This is a genomic window from Bacillus sp. TH25, from assembly GCF_016650935.1.
Lineage (GTDB): Bacteria > Bacillota > Bacilli > Bacillales > Bacillaceae_G > Bacillus_A > Bacillus_A mycoides.
On the sequence record NZ_JAEKEU010000002.1, the window covers coordinates 208822 to 225215 of the forward strand.

Consider the following 16394-nt stretch of genomic DNA (forward strand, 5'->3'; position numbering starts at 1 on the left):
AAAAAGGACAGGAATTCCTGTCCTCTTTGTTTATTCTATTCATGACAAGTTGGGAATCTTCCTATGTTTTGTCGCTTGTTCAAAAGCGTATGCTAGTTTAATTAATATTCCTTCACTAAAAGCAGTACTTGCAATCGTAATTCCAAAAGGTCTCCCGCTTTCCATATATCCCGCAGGTATTGCTATAGACGGATAACCTGCTTTCGCACATATAGTAGAGCCTATATAGGAGGGGAACAGTATCGCATCAAGATTATATTTTTCCAACGCAAAATCAATACCTTGTTTTTGCGAAAAATATATATCTTCTAATCTTGCGTTTAAATATTCTGGATTTCTTAACGTATTAGGAAAATCTTTTCTTCTTTCTAACTTAGTTTGTCCATATTTCAAAGCTCTTTCTGCTATGTTTTTATTAAACTCCATTAACTCCGAAATAGAATGCACTGGAATAGTAGAAGGTAATTTAGAAAGATAGTTATCCAAGCTGTGCTTCAGCTCATAAAGTGGAACTCCCCAACTCCATTCCCTATGAAAAGACGGAATATCAATATCTTCTACTACTGTCGCTCCCTCACTACGTAATACTTGGATCGTTTCCTCAAACAATTTTTCATCGTACTCACCATTTTCGTAATAATCTTTTGGAGCATTGCTATAAACACCAATCTTCGCTCCCTTTAAACCATTAGCATCGAGATAAGGCGTATAATCTTGATATGCCATTCCTTCACTTTTATGAGTAGCTACATCCTTCTCATCCACCCCAGTTAGACTCCCTAGTAAAATAGCAGCATCTGTTACCGTTCTAGCAAATGGCCCAGCTGTATCTTGTGAATAAGTAAAAGGAATAATTCCACTACGACTAATTAACCCAACAGTCGGCTTAATACCTACAACCGAGTTTTGAACAGCTGGGCTCAAAATAGAAGCATCTGTCTCTGTTCCAACGGATAATACAGTAAAGTTAGCGGCAACTGCTATAGCAGACCCTGTACTTGAGCCACCAACGAACATATCATCCTCTCCTGTACCGTAAGGATTAATTGTTTGACCACCTCTAGCGCTATATCCAGCCCACATTTCAAAAGACATTGCATTTGCTAACTCTGTCATATTTGCTTTTCCTATTATCACCGCTCCTGCTTCTCGCAGTTTTTTTACGAGAAATGCATCTTCACTACTTATATTTTGTTCCAGGGCAATCGTACCTGCACTTGTATGCATTGAGTCATTCGTTTCAATATTATCCTTAAGTAAAACAGGTATACCATGTAATAGGCCTCTTACACCTTTTGTCTTTCTTTCATGATCTAGCGCTTCTGCAATAAAGATAGCATCCGGATTGATTTCTAAAATAGAATTGATTTTTGGTCCATCTTGGTCATACTTTGCGATTCTATGAAGATAATACATGACTAGTTCTTTTGAAGTTAACTTCCCAGCTTCCATTTCCTTTTGAATATCATGAATTGTTAATTCTTTTTGCAGTAGTGTATTGAACTGAATTTCCATTTTCATTCTCCTTTTATAAGCCCTTTTATATATGACGTATGTCTATTACTTTTTCATTTTCTCCGCTCCTTGTATTAACAACTACTATCCCTATACAGGAATTCAACTCACCAGTTTAAAAACCTTTAATTTCCAGAGAAATAAAAAGAGTCTGAAACGAATATAATATCGCCTCAGACCCTTTTTATTATTTTACATATACCTCTTCTAACAAATGTAAAAACTCGCCTTGTTTACCTGCTAATTCAGGGCATTTGTTAATATCAACCCACTCATAATAAAATACTAAACCTTTGTCTTCCTCACCAGCACTTACTATATGTTCCCACGTATCTTTCACATCTGTTAATAATGAAATGTGGAAAAAATGACGTTTTTGATATTCCTTTTTTTCTTTCATATAAATAATGTAATCAGAAAGGAAGCGCTCGATACAAAAATGGCGTAGTCCTGACTCTTCTTGTACTTCACGTAAAATTGCTGCCTCTAACGTTTCGCCTTCATCTACTGTCCCACCTGGCACTTGGATACCAGCCTCTCGTATATCACGATGTTTAAAAACGAGTAGTTGCATAACCCCTTCTTTTTCTCTCGTAATATATGCATGTACCTTTTTCTTATATAACATCGTCATCTTATCCCTCTCCCCTCAATTCATTACTGCGTTACTTCTTCAATCGTCAGTTGGTTTTCATATAAATATGTAGCTTGCGGATTCCCAACATACCGTACATGCCACGGTTCATAACGATAACCGGTAATCCCTTCTTTCTCTTTCGTATATCTAATAACAAAACCAAACTTATGGGCATTTTCAGAAAGCCACTTTCCTTCTTTCGTCTCCCCAAAAACAGTTTCTAGCTGAAATTTAGCAGATTGAGATGTAATATCCATAGCTAGTCCTGTTTGATGTTCACTCGTACCAGGGACTGCACTAGACATCGCTGTCTTTGCTTCTCCATCTTGTCTTTTATACATTGTATTTAATGCTTTTTGTCGATCAAAAGATCTAAATCCAGAGACTGCAAAAAGGAAAATCCGCTCATTATCGGCTTGCTGAAACATTTCCTCAAGTGCCACCGCTGCCTCTTTCCTCATCTTTTTCTTCTCTTGATCACCTTCACTAGAGTAACGTACTTTCGGAATAACTAAATCTGGCGGTCTATACCCATCTGGTAAACGCCTATTTTTATTCACAAGTACAAGCATCGAATTTGGATTACTAATGACTGCGATATCCCCATCCATATTAGCAATCGTTTCTTTTGCTTTTGGGAATATATTGTTTACATTTACTTCCTTCGCCTCTTGCTCCTTATACATCTTATAATTTATTCCTGCTACTCCAACAATCAGTATCATTGCTACGATACCAAGTAGTGCCCATCTTTTTTTCATATAACGACCTCTTATTTTAATAATTTGGCCATTTCATACTCATCGATACCTTTTCCATCGATGATAAGAGCAGATTTTTTGACACCTTCTTGTTCAAATCCAATTTTGCTATATAGTGCCTGAGCTCTTGTATTGTGGGCCATTACCGTTAATTCTAAACGCCATACATCATGTAATCTTGCCCACTTCTCTACTTCTTTAAACAAACTCGTTCCAATACCTCGGCCACTATACTCTTGCAAAATACCAATTACAATGCCTGCCACATGTCTCTTTCTTTGAATATTATTTCCGTTAACTAAAATAAACCCTACTATTCTATCTTCTTCAACTGCTACAAATATTGTCGCATATTCATTTTCTATAAAACGATGGACCATCTTTTCTTGTTGCTCTACTGTAGTTTTTCTTTCTCCTGGTTCGTATAACATAAATTTCGTTTCTTCGTCTAATTGCTTACTTAATTGTAAAAATAGTGCTGCATCTTCTGCTCTAATCTCCCGAATCACCTTGATCACCCTATCCATTTTGTTAGTTAAAAATTTTCCTTGTAAAAAGATTTTCTCCACTATTCCGAAAATTCCTTTTTAAATTCCTTACTATAAATAGACAAATTTCGATATTGCTATAATGATAGGAAATTATGTCTATACTGTGACATGTCTTATTGACCATAACTTATGCTCAAAAAAAATAAACATAAGCTTCTCACTTACGTTTATCCATTCACTTTTTCAGCTTGCCAAAAATATTCTCCAAATGCTTTAGCAAGAGCATCAATTGATCGATTCAATTCTTCATCTGTATTATCTACGCCACCAACTTCAATTAAAATCGCCTGTCCTGATAAGTCTTGATTATAAACACCATTCCCTGTTTGGAAGCCTTTTTGAATAACACCTCGGCTTACTCCCGGATATTTTTTACTAATTGTCTCATGTAAAGCCGTTGCTAATTGTAAGTTTTTTTCATAGTTTTTGTTACCTTTCCCAATTACAAAAGCAAGCTTCGCATATGATTTATCCCCAATTGTCTTTGTCGTGACGTTTTTGCGCGCACTATCACGGTGCAAATCAAAAAAGTATTGGAGTTCTTTATTTCCAGTCATCGCTTGTTGTACAATTTCTCGGGACATTTTATAAGAACTATTACTGTTTAATCCTTTACTTATTAACTTTTGGCCGACATCAGTCTTATCGTTAGTAGCACCTATACCTTCACTTTCCAGTTGTTCCCGAAAACGATCTCCAGCTATTGAAATATTCGTTACAGAACTCGTTGCTTTATTCGGATCTGGGTCATTCGTTAAGTTCAGTAATGGCAAATAAGATTCCCAGCTATGTGTATGATAAATAAATGCAACTTGTCTTTTTCCCGTCGTTTGAGCTGGCTGTTTCTTCTCTTTATTCAGATCAGACTTAGGAACTTGTCCAGTTTCTCCAGTCCGTTCCTTCACTACTTCTTCAAGAGGAACGCTCGACTCTATCGGTAAATTGGAGTAATTTGTCCCTTCACCTGCTATAACGATTTCTGTATCATATTTCCCAAATCCCGGAAGTTCTTTCCCGACAAAACTACGTACATCATCAAAACGAATATTCGTAGCCATCGAAAAAAGGAATGAAGAAATAGAAAAGTCTTGATTCAAATTCCGGTACTCCTGTGTAAAATAATGATTCTCTTTCCCAATAACGTACATGTAACCATTCATTGATAACTCATTTAACCAATTATATAAATACGTTGACTTCGTCTCTTTCATAGAAGTAACCATCATACTAATAAGAAAAAAAGTCGCCAATACCGTAGTAATAACAAATAAAATTAACTTGCGTACACTTGTTAATTTCACGTAAAAAAAGCCTCGATTCATACTATCACCCTCTCTATTTCAAGTTATGTACAAGCTCTAGAGAATAGACCGCTTAAATTCCGGCTATATTGTTAATGAGGTGAAATGAATTGAAGCTACTAATAGGAACATTACCAATCGTCTTATCATTTATTTTTTATTTGTTTGCTTTACATCCTAAAATTCGTATTGCGCTACATATTTCCGCATACTTAGCACTGTATGTACTCGGGACAATTATTTCTATTAATATATATGATGTTTTAATACAAAATTTAGTTTTCATGACAAGCATTCATGGAATTTTACTAAATCCACTTTTTCTACTTGCAGGAGCATATATAGGTATATACACTTTGTACTTAATTTTGTCTCACATTATTATGAAACTAATGAATATAAAAAATGGAGCGTAACGAAATGCAGCCACCATTCATTTGTCATAAATGTAAAAAAAGAATAGCGAGAAAGAAAGATCTTATTACCTCTACATGGCATTTTCGCTTTTATTTATTTCACAACACTTGTTTCAAAAATCAGCAATTATTTGTCTCACGTTTTATTCCTATAAATACACTTTTTGGTTTTCTTCTTAATATATACGGGCTTATTGCTGGTAGCATTCTAATGTTCACGGAGCCATCTATCGTTTGGCTTATTTTTTTGCTTCCTATTTTACATCGTTTTTTTTCCTATTATTACGTTGAACGTTTTTTCTCTAAATAACTAGTAGACTGACCTCTAGGAATGCTTAAACACTCCCATTCATTTTCTTTTAACATTTTACCAATGTAGATAATTTGACCAATATGTAAAGCATAATGAGAAATTTGCCTTTCGATCGCTTGCATTACAGTGTGTGCTTCTCCGCGAATGTATACTGTCTTCAATAGGTGTTCTGGCGTTATAGTATTCATCGTTTTAAAAACATGTTCCCACCCTTCTTGCCACGCAGCGAGAGCTTCTTGTTTTGAATTGTAGCCGCCTTCAAATTCACCATCTCGATTACGATCTGTTTTTTCACCATCGGACGTTAAAAAATCTGTCCATCTTGAACGCATATTACCATGTAAATGCTTAATAATAATCGCAATACTATTTGTCTCCTCATGAGAAGACCACATTATCTGTTCATAAGATAATTGAGAAAGTACTCGTTCTCCTTGGTTTTGTGTTGCTTTGAAATTCGAAATTGCACATTGTAAATACTCTCGTCCAATATCCAAATTAACACCCACCTTCACACTAACTAATTTTCGTTCCATTCGGTAGTTCCATATTAGGCTGAAGTAAAACAACATCGTCAGCTTCAGGAACTCCGCCAAGTACAAGTACTTCCGATTTAAATCCTGCCACACGCTTTGGCGGGAAATTCACTATAGCAACGACTTGTTGACCGATTAAATCTTCTGGATTGTATCTTTTCGTAATTTGAGCACTTGATTGCTTAACCCCTAACTCTCCAAAATCAATCTCTAACTTAATTGCAGGAATCCTTGCTTCTTTAAATTCCTCCGCCTTTCTTACCGTCCCAATACGCAAATCCAAAGTTAAAAAATCTTCAAAACTAGCCATTTTATCAATCCTCCCAATTATTACTTAGACGAAACATAAAAATCCCCTTTAAAAAAAGAAAGGCGCCTAGGCACCTTTCTTTTGTAACTCACTTGATTCATTTGATTTATAGAAGAAGAAACCGAGAACCCCGCCAACACATGCTGGGATTAACCATCCTATTCCTTCTTTATATAATGGTAATATTTGTAGTACATTTGAAATTGCGTCAATTTTTATGTTCGCACTTTCTAAGCCATTAAATAAACTAATCGACAATGCACCTAATATTGCACCAATATAAATTGTATTACGCTTTCCAATCCATTTATGGAAATACGAAAGTACAATTAATACAATTGCAACTGGATAAATGATCATTAACACTGGTAAAGTTACTGCGATTAATTGTGTCAATCCTAAGTTAGATACAATTAAACTAAATACACATACTATTGTTACAATTGTTTTATGTGAAAATTTCGGGAATAAGTTTGAAAAGAACCCTGCACAGGCAGATGCTAATCCAACCGAAGTCGTTAAACAAGCAAGTGTAATAACAAGTCCTAATAAAATTTTCCCACTCGTTCCATACAACTCATTTACAACATTCGTTAAAATAAGACCACCGTTCTCTGAAACACCAAGTGATGTACTCGTTGAACCTAGATAAGCAAGTGATAAATATATTAACGTTAAACCTATTACAGCAATTACTCCTGATACGACTGTTATTTTTGCGATTTGTCCGCTCTCTTTTATTCCTTTTGAGCGAATAACTTGTACAACAACAATTCCAAACACAAGAGCACTAATTGCATCCATCGTTAAATACCCTTGAATAAACCCACCAAAGAAAGCATTTTCTTTATAAGCAGCGAGTGGTGCAGCCGGTGTTCCAATCGGATCAATAATTGCCTTTCCGACAATAACAGCAACTATTAATACTAACAACGGTGTAAGGAACTTTCCAAACCAATCAACTAATTTAGATGGATTTAATGATAAATACCACGTTACTCCGAAGAAAACTATAGTGTAAAGGAACAGCATGTACCATTCTGAAACCATTGCTTCTGATAAAAACGGCTTCATTCCCATTTCAAACGAAACAGCTCCAGTACGCGGGATCGCAAAGAATGGTCCAATTGCTAAATAACTAACTAGTGGAAAAATAAACGCAAATATAGGGTGAACTCTAGAAGATAGCGCTTTCAAGTCCCCCTCTACAAACGCGACAGCTGTGACAGCTAATAGGGGAAGTCCGACTCCCGTTACAAGGAATCCAATTGTAGCAATCCAAACATTTTCTCCTGCTTGTTGACCTAAAACTGGTGGAAAAATTAAATTTCCTGCTCCTAAAAATAATGCAAATAACATTAAACCGATTGCTAGCGTATCACCTGGCCTTAATCGTCCCTTCATCTCTTTCATTTGCATAGCACTTTTTCATTGTTTTTCTCTATTCTCACAATATGCTATGCATCCTCCTCTCCGTTCATAATCATAAAGTATGCCCCTTACAAAGCAATGTCCTTCTCCATAATTTCTCCATTCCCCTTTTAATTACTCTAAATAATAAATTTTGATTTTTTCGAAAATTTAAGACATTAGAGTGTTATGACGTGGAGTTTAGTTGTCAGACCTCTTTGTTTTTATCACACATATAGTAACATATTTGGCTGAAAAATAAAAACATATTTTTAAATAGAATTTTTTGAAAATCAAAATTATCCACGCATACCTCCTTTATTTATTCTATTACACAAATTTTTTTAGAAATTTACGATTTTTACATTTTATTATATTTGAATATTTTTATGCGAAAGAAAGTAAAAGCCATCAAAAAATAAGATGGCTTTTACTTGTTACTCTATCGTTTCAACTTCACGTGGATTATTCATCTCTTCAACATACACAACTCTAAATCCATGATCTTCTAAATCCTTTAGCAATGTTTCTAATTCACTATCTTCAAACTCTTCTCCCAATGTAAACATAATTCTACGTACTAATAAAGCATCATTATCAAAAGTCATTAAGCTTTGAATACCAGTGTATTTCTTTAGCACTGTCGATAATTTTTGAATGGCCCCATTATAATCTTGTGTTCCAATCATGACAGAATATTTACTAGAATGGACTCCCCATGCATCTTCTAATAGTTCAAAAACTTTTTTATGAGTTAAAATACCAAGGAAGACCCCTTTTTCATCAACTACTGATAAATACGGTAGTTTTTTAATTGTAAAAAATACTTTAAAGAAGGAAGAGTCTTCTCTCACATACCCATTCTTATCGTTCAATAATTGTAATACATTATCTTCAAGTGAACCTTTATATTCTAAAATATCTACTTTGTATACATTCCCTAAAAACTTCTCTTTTTTTCATCTAAAACTGGTACACAACGATACCCCGTCTTATTTAAATGCTCCAGCGTTTCCCCTACCGTAATTGAACTTGAGCAAAACAAAACTTCCCTCTTTGGCACATAATTCCCTTTAATCCTCATAAAAAAAGCCTCCTTATGCTAAAATACTTTCTGTGCCATAACTATATTATATTTTCAGAAAAAAATAAATATATTATTTTATTTTTCTGAAAATTATTCTTTTTTCCGTCATAATTTATTCATTAATCATACACTTGTACTCTCTTCAGCATCAAAAATCCCTTCTGAATTCTGGATCACTTTAATGCATCATTGTACGGACCTAATTGCTTTTTAGAAAAATAATGATTTGTCTCCTTACTTTTCATTAACATATTTCCTTTTATAATTAAAAAATAGGTAGCTACTAGAAAATAGATCAGCCCTAATATCCAATCCAAATTTGTAGCTAGATTGTGTAAAAGAACATATCTCATATATGCATAACCAATCGGAACATGTAGTAATACAACCGCACCTAATCCCGGATTGTATATTGTTTTAGCTTTTATATTCGCAAAAATACCATGCCATATGAATTGAAAAAATCCCATTAAAATAGGTGCCATCCCAAGCCATATTATATTTTGAAAGAAAACCGGAAGTAAATAAAAAACATATGCAATCAAAATATTTATTACCATAGCAGATTGCGTATTTAATGGATAGCGATCTGGTATATCACTTTTAAATATAACTACATTAAACAGACCAGCGAAATAACCTGGCCAACGATACTCTTCAAATTGATGCACTAAAATGGCCACAAAACTTAACGCTAACAGTACTTTTATTTCACTTATTTCTCCCAAATTCGCGACTAAACAAACAACGACAACAATAGCCACAACTAACCCTACATCACACCAATGCTTTCTAATAAAACTAATCATCTCTATCACCCACTATCTCAATTTTTATAAAAATAGCGTTCAAATAGGAAATCAATCTGTTTTTCTACAGGCAGTACTCTTATATCTGCCCCTGATTCAAGAATTGGCATCATTAATGCTGGAAGAAAAATGGATCCAAATATTTGCACTGTCATCATCATTAAAATTTCCTGATCCGCTTCATTTGTTATTTCGCTCAAAATATTCTTCACTTTACTAAAACCTAGCCTCTTCAAAAAATCTCCATATTCGTATTGAGATGTAAATACCGTAGTTCCCATTGCAATAATCTTCCTGACTAACTCAGGATATTGCCGAATTACTAGTACATAATCAAATAAAAATATTTTTAACCTTTCTTTCGCTGGCACTGTAATATCATCTAAAATAGAAAAAGTGCCTTGGAAGCTAATTAACAAAACTTTAATCGCCTCACTAATCAACTTTTCTTTTGAACCAAAATGGTAATTTACAAGCGCAATATTTACATCTGACAATGATGCAATTTTCCTTATCGTTACCCTTTCAAAACCTTCGTTTTTAATTAACTCCAAGGTTGTATTTAAAATCTTTTCTTTCGTTGATATGTTTTCATTTCCCCCAATTTATCTCCCCTCTAGAATTTATCGATTAAACAATGATTTAAACATTGTTTAATTTTATGGTATCACTTTCCAATTTGAAAAATCAATTTAATCCTTTCGACATTTACCTACATTTCTTTTCATTCATCCCATACAAAAAACGTGAAAATGCTAAACTGTTCACGTTTTTTGTATGGATGCTGTTATATACCCTCTCCTGCTTTATATCCCACACATAAAATAAATTTCTAAAAATAATTTAAAACTATCCATATACCAATACGTAAAGAAAAATATATTGTAACTTCCCCTGAAAAAAGCTAAAATAAGAATAAGAATTTTCTGAATATTCTAAGAGTAGGTGATTGTATGTCCTTATTGCGCTCACATATATGTAAATTTATAGTTGGTGTTTTTATTATTTTTGTCATAAGTCCTATTCCAGCATTATTCATTACACATAATTACTCTTACACAACTGGATTTATTAGCATTTTCCATAACTTTGCACAACTTTTTTCTATTTCAATTCCAAGAATCGATTGGATGCATGAACCTATCCTTTTCTCAGCAAATCAGATTATAAATACACAAAATATGATACATACTTCTAGCCATTCGTCACCACTATTCCCCTACATATGGGAAATATATTTTTTATCAATCGTTCGTTTCACATTCACTCTTGTAATCGGTTTCTTTATTAGTTTAGGGATCGGTCATCTATTTTTAAAAGCACCGAGATCAGTAAGAAAGTGCACTTCCTTATTGCGCTGGATACCATATTCTTTTGGTACTGTGATATTACAATGTTCAGTACTATTACTACTACTCTACATCGCGGAATTCATGAAGGTTCCTTTCTTCTCCTCTTTTATCATCGTATGTAGTACTTCCATGATAATCGTTCTGCAAGCAATAAAAAAATGGCTTCCTTTCTTAAATAATACAAATGAATACGAAATAAAAAATTCAGCCTTCCTTGTTGATACGTTATTTATGGCGCTTACTTCCAATCATAAATCTATTCTAAGTTCCATTATTCTTTCATTTGTTTTTATGGAATGTGTTTTTCACGTAAACGGACTCTTACAATTTATCGTTCAATTTGGTGGAAATGCACCTATAGTTGTCGCAATTGGTTTATTACTTCTTTACATCCCATACAGCGTATTATCTTTTCTCCAAACACTATGGACAACAAACTACAATAAACAGCAAACATACACTTTAACAAGAAGTATTTCAAAACCATAACGTAGAATAACCGTCTACTTTAAATTAAAAGTAGACGGTTATTCCTTTTATATAGCGGACAAAATAACAGCAAATTAAAAAAACTATTATTAAAACCTACCATTATTTACCCATTTTCTTTGACTAATCTTTTCATTTGGATTTATTATAAAAGTATAACATAATTGCAGGAGGTGACATCTTTATTCCAACTTAGGAGTAAAGAACACACTTGGACATATTAAATATTTTTCTCATCTTTATACTTATCCTTATTTCTGGTTTTTTCGTTGCTTCAGAATTCGCTGTCGTAAAAGTACGAAAAAGTCGAATTGACCAGCTTGCTAATGAAGGTAATAAACAAGCATTAGCTGCAAGAAGCGTCTTATCTAATTTAGATGTTTATTTATCTGCTTGTCAGCTGGGTATTACTATCACTTCTTTAGGGCTTGGTTGGCTTGGTGAACCAACTGTAGAGCATTTATTACGACCACTATTTGAAAGAATCAATATTACTGGAACAATGGCTAACACCCTATCCTTTATTATTGCTTTTAGTGTAATTACTTTTTTCCATGTTGTATTAGGAGAGTTAGTTCCTAAATCTTTCGCAATCCAAAAAGCAGAGGCAATCACATTAAAATTTGCAAAACCACTTATTTTATTTGATAAAATTATGTATCCGTTCATTTGGCTTCTCAATAGTGCAGCTATATTTTTCACAAAATTATTCGGTTTAGAGCCTGCGAAAGAAAATGAACTTGCTCATTCTGAAGAAGAATTACGACTCATTTTAGGTGAAAGCTATAAAAGCGGCGAAATTAATCAAACCGAATATAAATATGTAAATAATATTTTTGAATTTGATGATCGTGTTGCTAAAGAAATTATGGTACCTAGAACTGAAATGGTTTGTTTATCCACTGAAAATACGTTAGAAGAAAATATGAAAATCGTTGCAACTGAAAAGTATACACGTTATCCTATTATTGAAAAGGATAAAGATGATATTATCGGAATGATAAATACGAAAGAGATTTTTCATAATCAAACAAAAGGCATTTACAAACCACTTGATGCCTACATACATCCTGTTTTAACTGTATTTGAAACAGTTCCCATTCGTAAAACGTTAATACACCTCCAAAAGAACCGCGTACAAATGGCGATTGTTATGGATGAATACGGTGGAACTGCTGGCCTTTTAACGATGGAGGATATTCTTGAAGAAATTATCGGCGAAATTCAAGATGAATTTGACGCAGACGAATCACCGATGATTGAAAAGCGTACTCCTAAGCTTACTGTTTTAGATGGGAAAGTACTCATTTCTGAAGTAAATGATATGTTTGGCCTACATATCGATGAAAGTGACTTAGATACAATTGGTGGTTGGCTTCTCTCTCAAGCAATTGATTTAAATATTGAAGCTGGCTATTCAGTTGAATATGATGGTTTTCAATTTAAAGCATTAGAACTTGATGGGCATCAAATTAAAAAAATTGCTGTACATAAATTAGATACTACAAAGGAGTTATAAAGTGACTGTTTTACTAACAATTTGTATCATTGCTTGTTTCATTGTTTCATTTCTTGCCTTTATATACCCCATTATCCCTGGCATCCTTGCCGTATGGGCTGGTTATTTCATTTATCATTTTGGAATAAATGGCGGAGAGTTAACGACATCTTTTTGGATTATTCAAGTCATTTTTACACTCTTCATTTTCGTTGCTGACTTTATTGCAAATGGATACTTCCTAAAAAAATACGGAAGTACAAAATCGGGCGAACGTGTTGGTATGGTTTCTATCATTGTCGGATCGTTCTTCTTCCCACCATTCGGGCTTATTATCATACCGTTCCTATCTGTATTTATTACGGAACTAATGCATAAAAAGGCGCCAAAAGACGCCCTTTTAGTCGGAATTGCAACTGTAGTCGGTTTTTTAAGTAGTACAGTAGCCAAAGCCATTCTCCAAATCATTATGATTATCATCTTTGTATGCTATATCATTTTTTAGCCATCCCTATTTTGGGATGGTTTTTTAATATGAAATACCTACTCGACTTTTCTCGTATAAGCTTTTATTACGTAAACTCCATGTAAAATGAGCTGTATCACCAACTGTGATTTTCGATCCATCTGTTGGCAACATATCTTTTTCCGTTCGATATACACCAGTTACATCACCGTCTATTAAATGCGTCGGACAAACAACAGTCCAACATAGTTTACTATTATTCAACGCTTCATAAGCAGCTAAGTGATCTTCCGCAGCTGTTGTCATTTTTCTTTTCGATTCTTTTGATTGGAAACGATATATACTTGGATTTGTTCGCGCTTGTAAAATACCAGCAGTTCCTATTGTAACAATTTTCTTTATGCCCTCTTCTTCCATTTGCTTTATAATAATCGGTAAACTCTTCTCTAACGTCCCATTTCGATCAGTTCCAAGAGCACTAATTACAATATCACATCCTTTAATTGCTTCCTTTATATCATCTCCGCTTAATACATTTCCCTTAATAACATGCAACCTTTCATGCTCTGTTTCCACTCTACTCAAATCACGAACTAATACCGTTACTTCATATGAATCTTGTAATGCTAACTTCAAAATGTGTGATCCTACTCTACCTGTCGCTCCTAATATGCATACTTTCATATATTATCCCCTCTTCCATTCTTTCTCTCTATTTTTCCCTAATACATACAAATATACAACAAAAAAGCTTCCTCGTTTATGTGAGGAAGCTCTATTATTTATTTCTTTTCTTTCGAATCAGAAGACTTGTCTGTTCCGCTTGTTTCTTTATCTTTCTTTTCATCTTGCTGCGAAGTTGTGTCATCCTCTTTCTTTTTATCCCCATCTTTACTACAACCTACCATTAATAAAGAACTTGCAAGTGCCATAGCAGTTAATGACTTAACCCATTTGTTCATTTGCGTTTCCTCCCTTTGATAGAATATGTACAATCCCATATTACTCTTTTTTTTAAAGGGAAGATTTAAAAATAGTAAAGATACAGTAAACTTTTGTAAATTTTCGGATCACATAGCCAATCTTTAATCCTCCCATTCTAATTAGACATAAAAAAACTAAGGTGCCTTTCATTCCACCTTAGCTTTTCACGCGAATTTTTCACTTTCATATACATGTTTAATCTTATATTCCTTCTTCACAACATATTGCCAAACACTATAAGCATAACGATTCATTTTCACAAAACAATTTTCCAGAAAAGAACGAAACTCCGGGTTCGCAACTTCTACTGCCACTTGAGCAAACTTTAATGCTAATCGTTTCAAATGTGAAATATAACAAATAGCAATCCCAATATCCCCTGTATACTCATTATCTGTTTCCCTATCCATTTCAGTAAATTCCGGCCACATTTGTTTACAAGTTATATGTTGTATATTTTCTCCTTCTTGAAAATTCACTTGTTCATTATATGCTTGTAACATATACGGCAAATGATGCTGCAAAATATCTTTTAATTCTTCATCTCGAACCTTGCTCGTGTATTCTCCAACTTTATATATAAGTGTGTAACTATATGTCATCAATTCTTTCATACAATCCATTAAAGCGCCTCCCTTCCTATTTCATCTCTATACTATAAATATGATGCGATAACATTTGATATTCTTGCTAGAAACCAATCCCATCTACTAATTTTCTCAAAATCTTCTTCAGAAAATCGTTTTGATTTATGAAAGTCTTCTTTTAATCGACTCCATACGTCAGCAACGACTGTCTTATCATATATGAAACAGTTAGATTCGTTATTTAAGTAAAAACTTCTATTATCAAAATTTGCTGTACCAATATCAACCATTTCCTCATCGATGATTGTTACCTTCCCATGAAAAAATCCATTTCGATATTGATAAATCTCCGCTCCAGCATCTAACATGTCTTTCAAATAAGGATAGGCAGCCTGTTTTAGCAATACTGCATCACTTTTAAATGGGACGAGGATTTTTACATGGACACCACGATTTAATGCATCTTTCAGCCCCTTCACCATTTCTTTACTCGGTACAAAATATGGTGTAGCGATAATTAAAGAATGTTTTGCCTTCTTTAAAAACGCTCCATACTCCTTCCATAAACCTTTTCCATTCGAAAATACGTATTGATATTTTACATTTCCTTGTACAGGTAACTCTTGGTGTATAGGCAACTTTTCTCCCGTATCTTCTTGCCAATCTTCCGCAAACTTCCGTTCCATATCAGTAGCTCCATTCCCTTCGATGCGTACATGATAATCACGCCACGGACCAAATTTAGGATCCTGTCCAAGATATTCCTTTCCGATATTGAAGCCACCAATGTACGAAACTTTCCCATCTATAGTAACAATGCGTCTATGATTACGTTGATGCAAAGAATAAAATAAGTTTTTTAATTTAGGTTTTTTACTAAATGTAAACTTCACGCCTTTTTCTTTTAATTGATTAATTATCTTTTTCTTAAGCTTATATCCGCCAATGCGGTCTACTGACAATTTCACATCTACTCCGCTAGATGCTTTTTTCTCTAATAACTGTAAGAACTTTTCGCTTACTTCATCTTTTCCTACAATATAAAAATGAATATACACATTCTTTTCTGCACGATTTATATCCTCAAATAAACTTTTATATAACTCATCACCGTTTGTATATACTTGAAAATCCCCTGATCGGATTTTTTCTAATTCATATCCACTAGCCATTTTCTTCCCCATTTCCACATCAACGTTCATCCATATGAATACACCTATAAAACAAATTATTACAATTAAAAAGCGCTTCATGGATACGTTCCTTTCTCTAACTACTGTTATTCCTATATCTTTCCTTTTTTAAAACATTATCATACAAAAAATATGTCATTGCATGATATACGTCCATATCAAACAGGAGCTCATCTGCA

The 16394-nt window shown here is 33.8% G+C and carries 19 protein-coding genes and 1 pseudogene; 5 read left to right on the forward strand and 15 right to left on the reverse strand.

Going from position 1 to position 16394, the window contains the following annotated elements; genetic code table 11:
• Positions 1–39: 39 nt before the first annotated feature.
• The 5 genes from JFT89_RS01130 to spoIIP form a co-directional block, all read right to left on the reverse strand.
• Positions 40–1515: an amidase family protein gene (locus JFT89_RS01130; RefSeq protein WP_201039377.1), complete on the reverse strand. Its 1476-nt coding sequence runs from the start codon at positions 1513–1515 to the stop codon at positions 40–42.
• A gap of 187 nt (positions 1516–1702) precedes the next feature.
• Positions 1703–2149, reverse strand: a complete 447-nt coding sequence (locus JFT89_RS01135) for an NUDIX hydrolase (protein ID WP_002065031.1) — start codon at positions 2147–2149, stop codon at positions 1703–1705.
• 23 nt (positions 2150–2172) lie between these two features.
• Complete coding sequence (locus JFT89_RS01140) at positions 2173–2913, reverse strand: M15 family metallopeptidase (RefSeq protein ID WP_201039378.1); 741 nt, start codon at positions 2911–2913, stop codon at positions 2173–2175.
• An 11-nt stretch (positions 2914–2924) separates the two neighbouring features.
• Positions 2925–3422, reverse strand: a complete 498-nt coding sequence (locus JFT89_RS01145; RefSeq protein ID WP_002065029.1) for a GNAT family N-acetyltransferase — start codon at positions 3420–3422, stop codon at positions 2925–2927.
• Positions 3423–3631: 209 nt separating this feature from the next.
• Positions 3632–4786, reverse strand: coding sequence for a stage II sporulation protein SpoIIP (spoIIP, locus tag JFT89_RS01150; RefSeq protein WP_016094206.1), 1155 nt, complete (start codon positions 4784–4786; stop codon positions 3632–3634).
• A gap of 89 nt (positions 4787–4875) precedes the next feature.
• On the opposite strand from spoIIP, the gene JFT89_RS01155 reads away from it, so the two are divergent.
• On the forward strand, positions 4876–5181 hold the full coding sequence (locus tag JFT89_RS01155; protein WP_016094207.1) for a hypothetical protein: 306 nt from the start codon (positions 4876–4878) through the stop codon (positions 5179–5181).
• A gap of 4 nt (positions 5182–5185) precedes the next feature.
• A complete protein-coding gene (locus JFT89_RS30070) occupies positions 5186–5491 on the forward strand; it encodes a hypothetical protein (RefSeq protein WP_016094208.1) in 306 nt (101 codons plus the stop codon).
• Here the strand turns inward: JFT89_RS30070 and JFT89_RS01160 are convergent.
• The 6 genes and pseudogenes from JFT89_RS01160 to JFT89_RS01185 all read right to left on the reverse strand — a co-directional run bounded on the left by JFT89_RS01160 (position 5464) and on the right by JFT89_RS01185 (position 10251).
• Positions 5464–6030, reverse strand: a complete 567-nt coding sequence (locus JFT89_RS01160) for a DUF1572 domain-containing protein (RefSeq protein WP_201039379.1) — start codon at positions 6028–6030, stop codon at positions 5464–5466. The genes JFT89_RS30070 and JFT89_RS01160 overlap by 28 nt on opposite strands.
• Positions 6011–6340, reverse strand: coding sequence for a chaperone CsaA (csaA, locus tag JFT89_RS01165; protein ID WP_002200758.1), 330 nt, complete (start codon positions 6338–6340; stop codon positions 6011–6013). The genes JFT89_RS01160 and csaA overlap by 20 nt, the downstream gene beginning before the upstream one ends.
• A gap of 66 nt (positions 6341–6406) precedes the next feature.
• A complete protein-coding gene (gene brnQ4, locus JFT89_RS01170; RefSeq protein ID WP_483862142.1) occupies positions 6407–7744 on the reverse strand; it encodes a branched-chain amino acid transport system II carrier protein BrnQ4 in 1338 nt (445 codons plus the stop codon).
• Positions 7745–8187: 443 nt separating this feature from the next.
• A pseudogene (gene cbpA / locus JFT89_RS01175) lies at positions 8188–8834 on the reverse strand (cyclic di-AMP binding protein CbpA).
• A 176-nt stretch (positions 8835–9010) separates the two neighbouring features.
• On the reverse strand, positions 9011–9655 hold the full coding sequence (locus JFT89_RS01180; protein ID WP_016094212.1) for an HXXEE domain-containing protein: 645 nt from the start codon (positions 9653–9655) through the stop codon (positions 9011–9013).
• A gap of 8 nt (positions 9656–9663) precedes the next feature.
• Positions 9664–10251: a TetR/AcrR family transcriptional regulator gene (locus JFT89_RS01185; RefSeq protein ID WP_016094213.1), complete on the reverse strand. Its 588-nt coding sequence runs from the start codon at positions 10249–10251 to the stop codon at positions 9664–9666.
• A 348-nt stretch (positions 10252–10599) separates the two neighbouring features.
• Here JFT89_RS01185 and JFT89_RS01190 point away from each other — a divergent pair, with 348 nt between their 5' ends.
• From JFT89_RS01190 to JFT89_RS01200, 3 genes are all read left to right on the forward strand, one after another.
• On the forward strand, positions 10600–11487 hold the full coding sequence (locus JFT89_RS01190; protein ID WP_002065013.1) for a hypothetical protein: 888 nt from the start codon (positions 10600–10602) through the stop codon (positions 11485–11487).
• 211 nt (positions 11488–11698) lie between these two features.
• A complete protein-coding gene (locus JFT89_RS01195; RefSeq protein ID WP_002065010.1) occupies positions 11699–13006 on the forward strand; it encodes a hemolysin family protein in 1308 nt (435 codons plus the stop codon).
• Position 13007: 1 nt separating this feature from the next.
• Positions 13008–13490 (forward strand): DUF456 domain-containing protein, encoded by a 483-nt coding sequence (locus JFT89_RS01200; protein ID WP_000217328.1) that lies wholly within the window; start codon positions 13008–13010, stop codon positions 13488–13490.
• A 24-nt stretch (positions 13491–13514) separates the two neighbouring features.
• Here JFT89_RS01200 and JFT89_RS01205 read toward each other — a convergent pair whose 3' ends face one another.
• The 4 genes from JFT89_RS01205 to cls form a co-directional block, all read right to left on the reverse strand.
• Positions 13515–14135 carry an NAD(P)-dependent oxidoreductase gene (locus JFT89_RS01205; RefSeq protein WP_002065009.1) on the reverse strand — a complete coding sequence of 207 codons (621 nt, stop codon included), beginning with the start codon at positions 14133–14135 and terminating at the stop codon, positions 13515–13517.
• 98 nt (positions 14136–14233) lie between these two features.
• Entirely contained in the window at positions 14234–14413 is a 180-nt protein-coding gene (locus JFT89_RS01210; RefSeq protein WP_002065008.1) for a hypothetical protein, read from the reverse strand.
• Positions 14414–14599: 186 nt separating this feature from the next.
• On the reverse strand, positions 14600–15058 hold the full coding sequence (locus JFT89_RS01215) for a spore coat protein (RefSeq protein ID WP_002135854.1): 459 nt from the start codon (positions 15056–15058) through the stop codon (positions 14600–14602).
• 32 nt (positions 15059–15090) lie between these two features.
• Positions 15091–16275, reverse strand: coding sequence for a cardiolipin synthase (cls, locus tag JFT89_RS01220; protein WP_002065004.1), 1185 nt, complete (start codon positions 16273–16275; stop codon positions 15091–15093).
• Positions 16276–16394 lie beyond the last annotated feature (119 nt).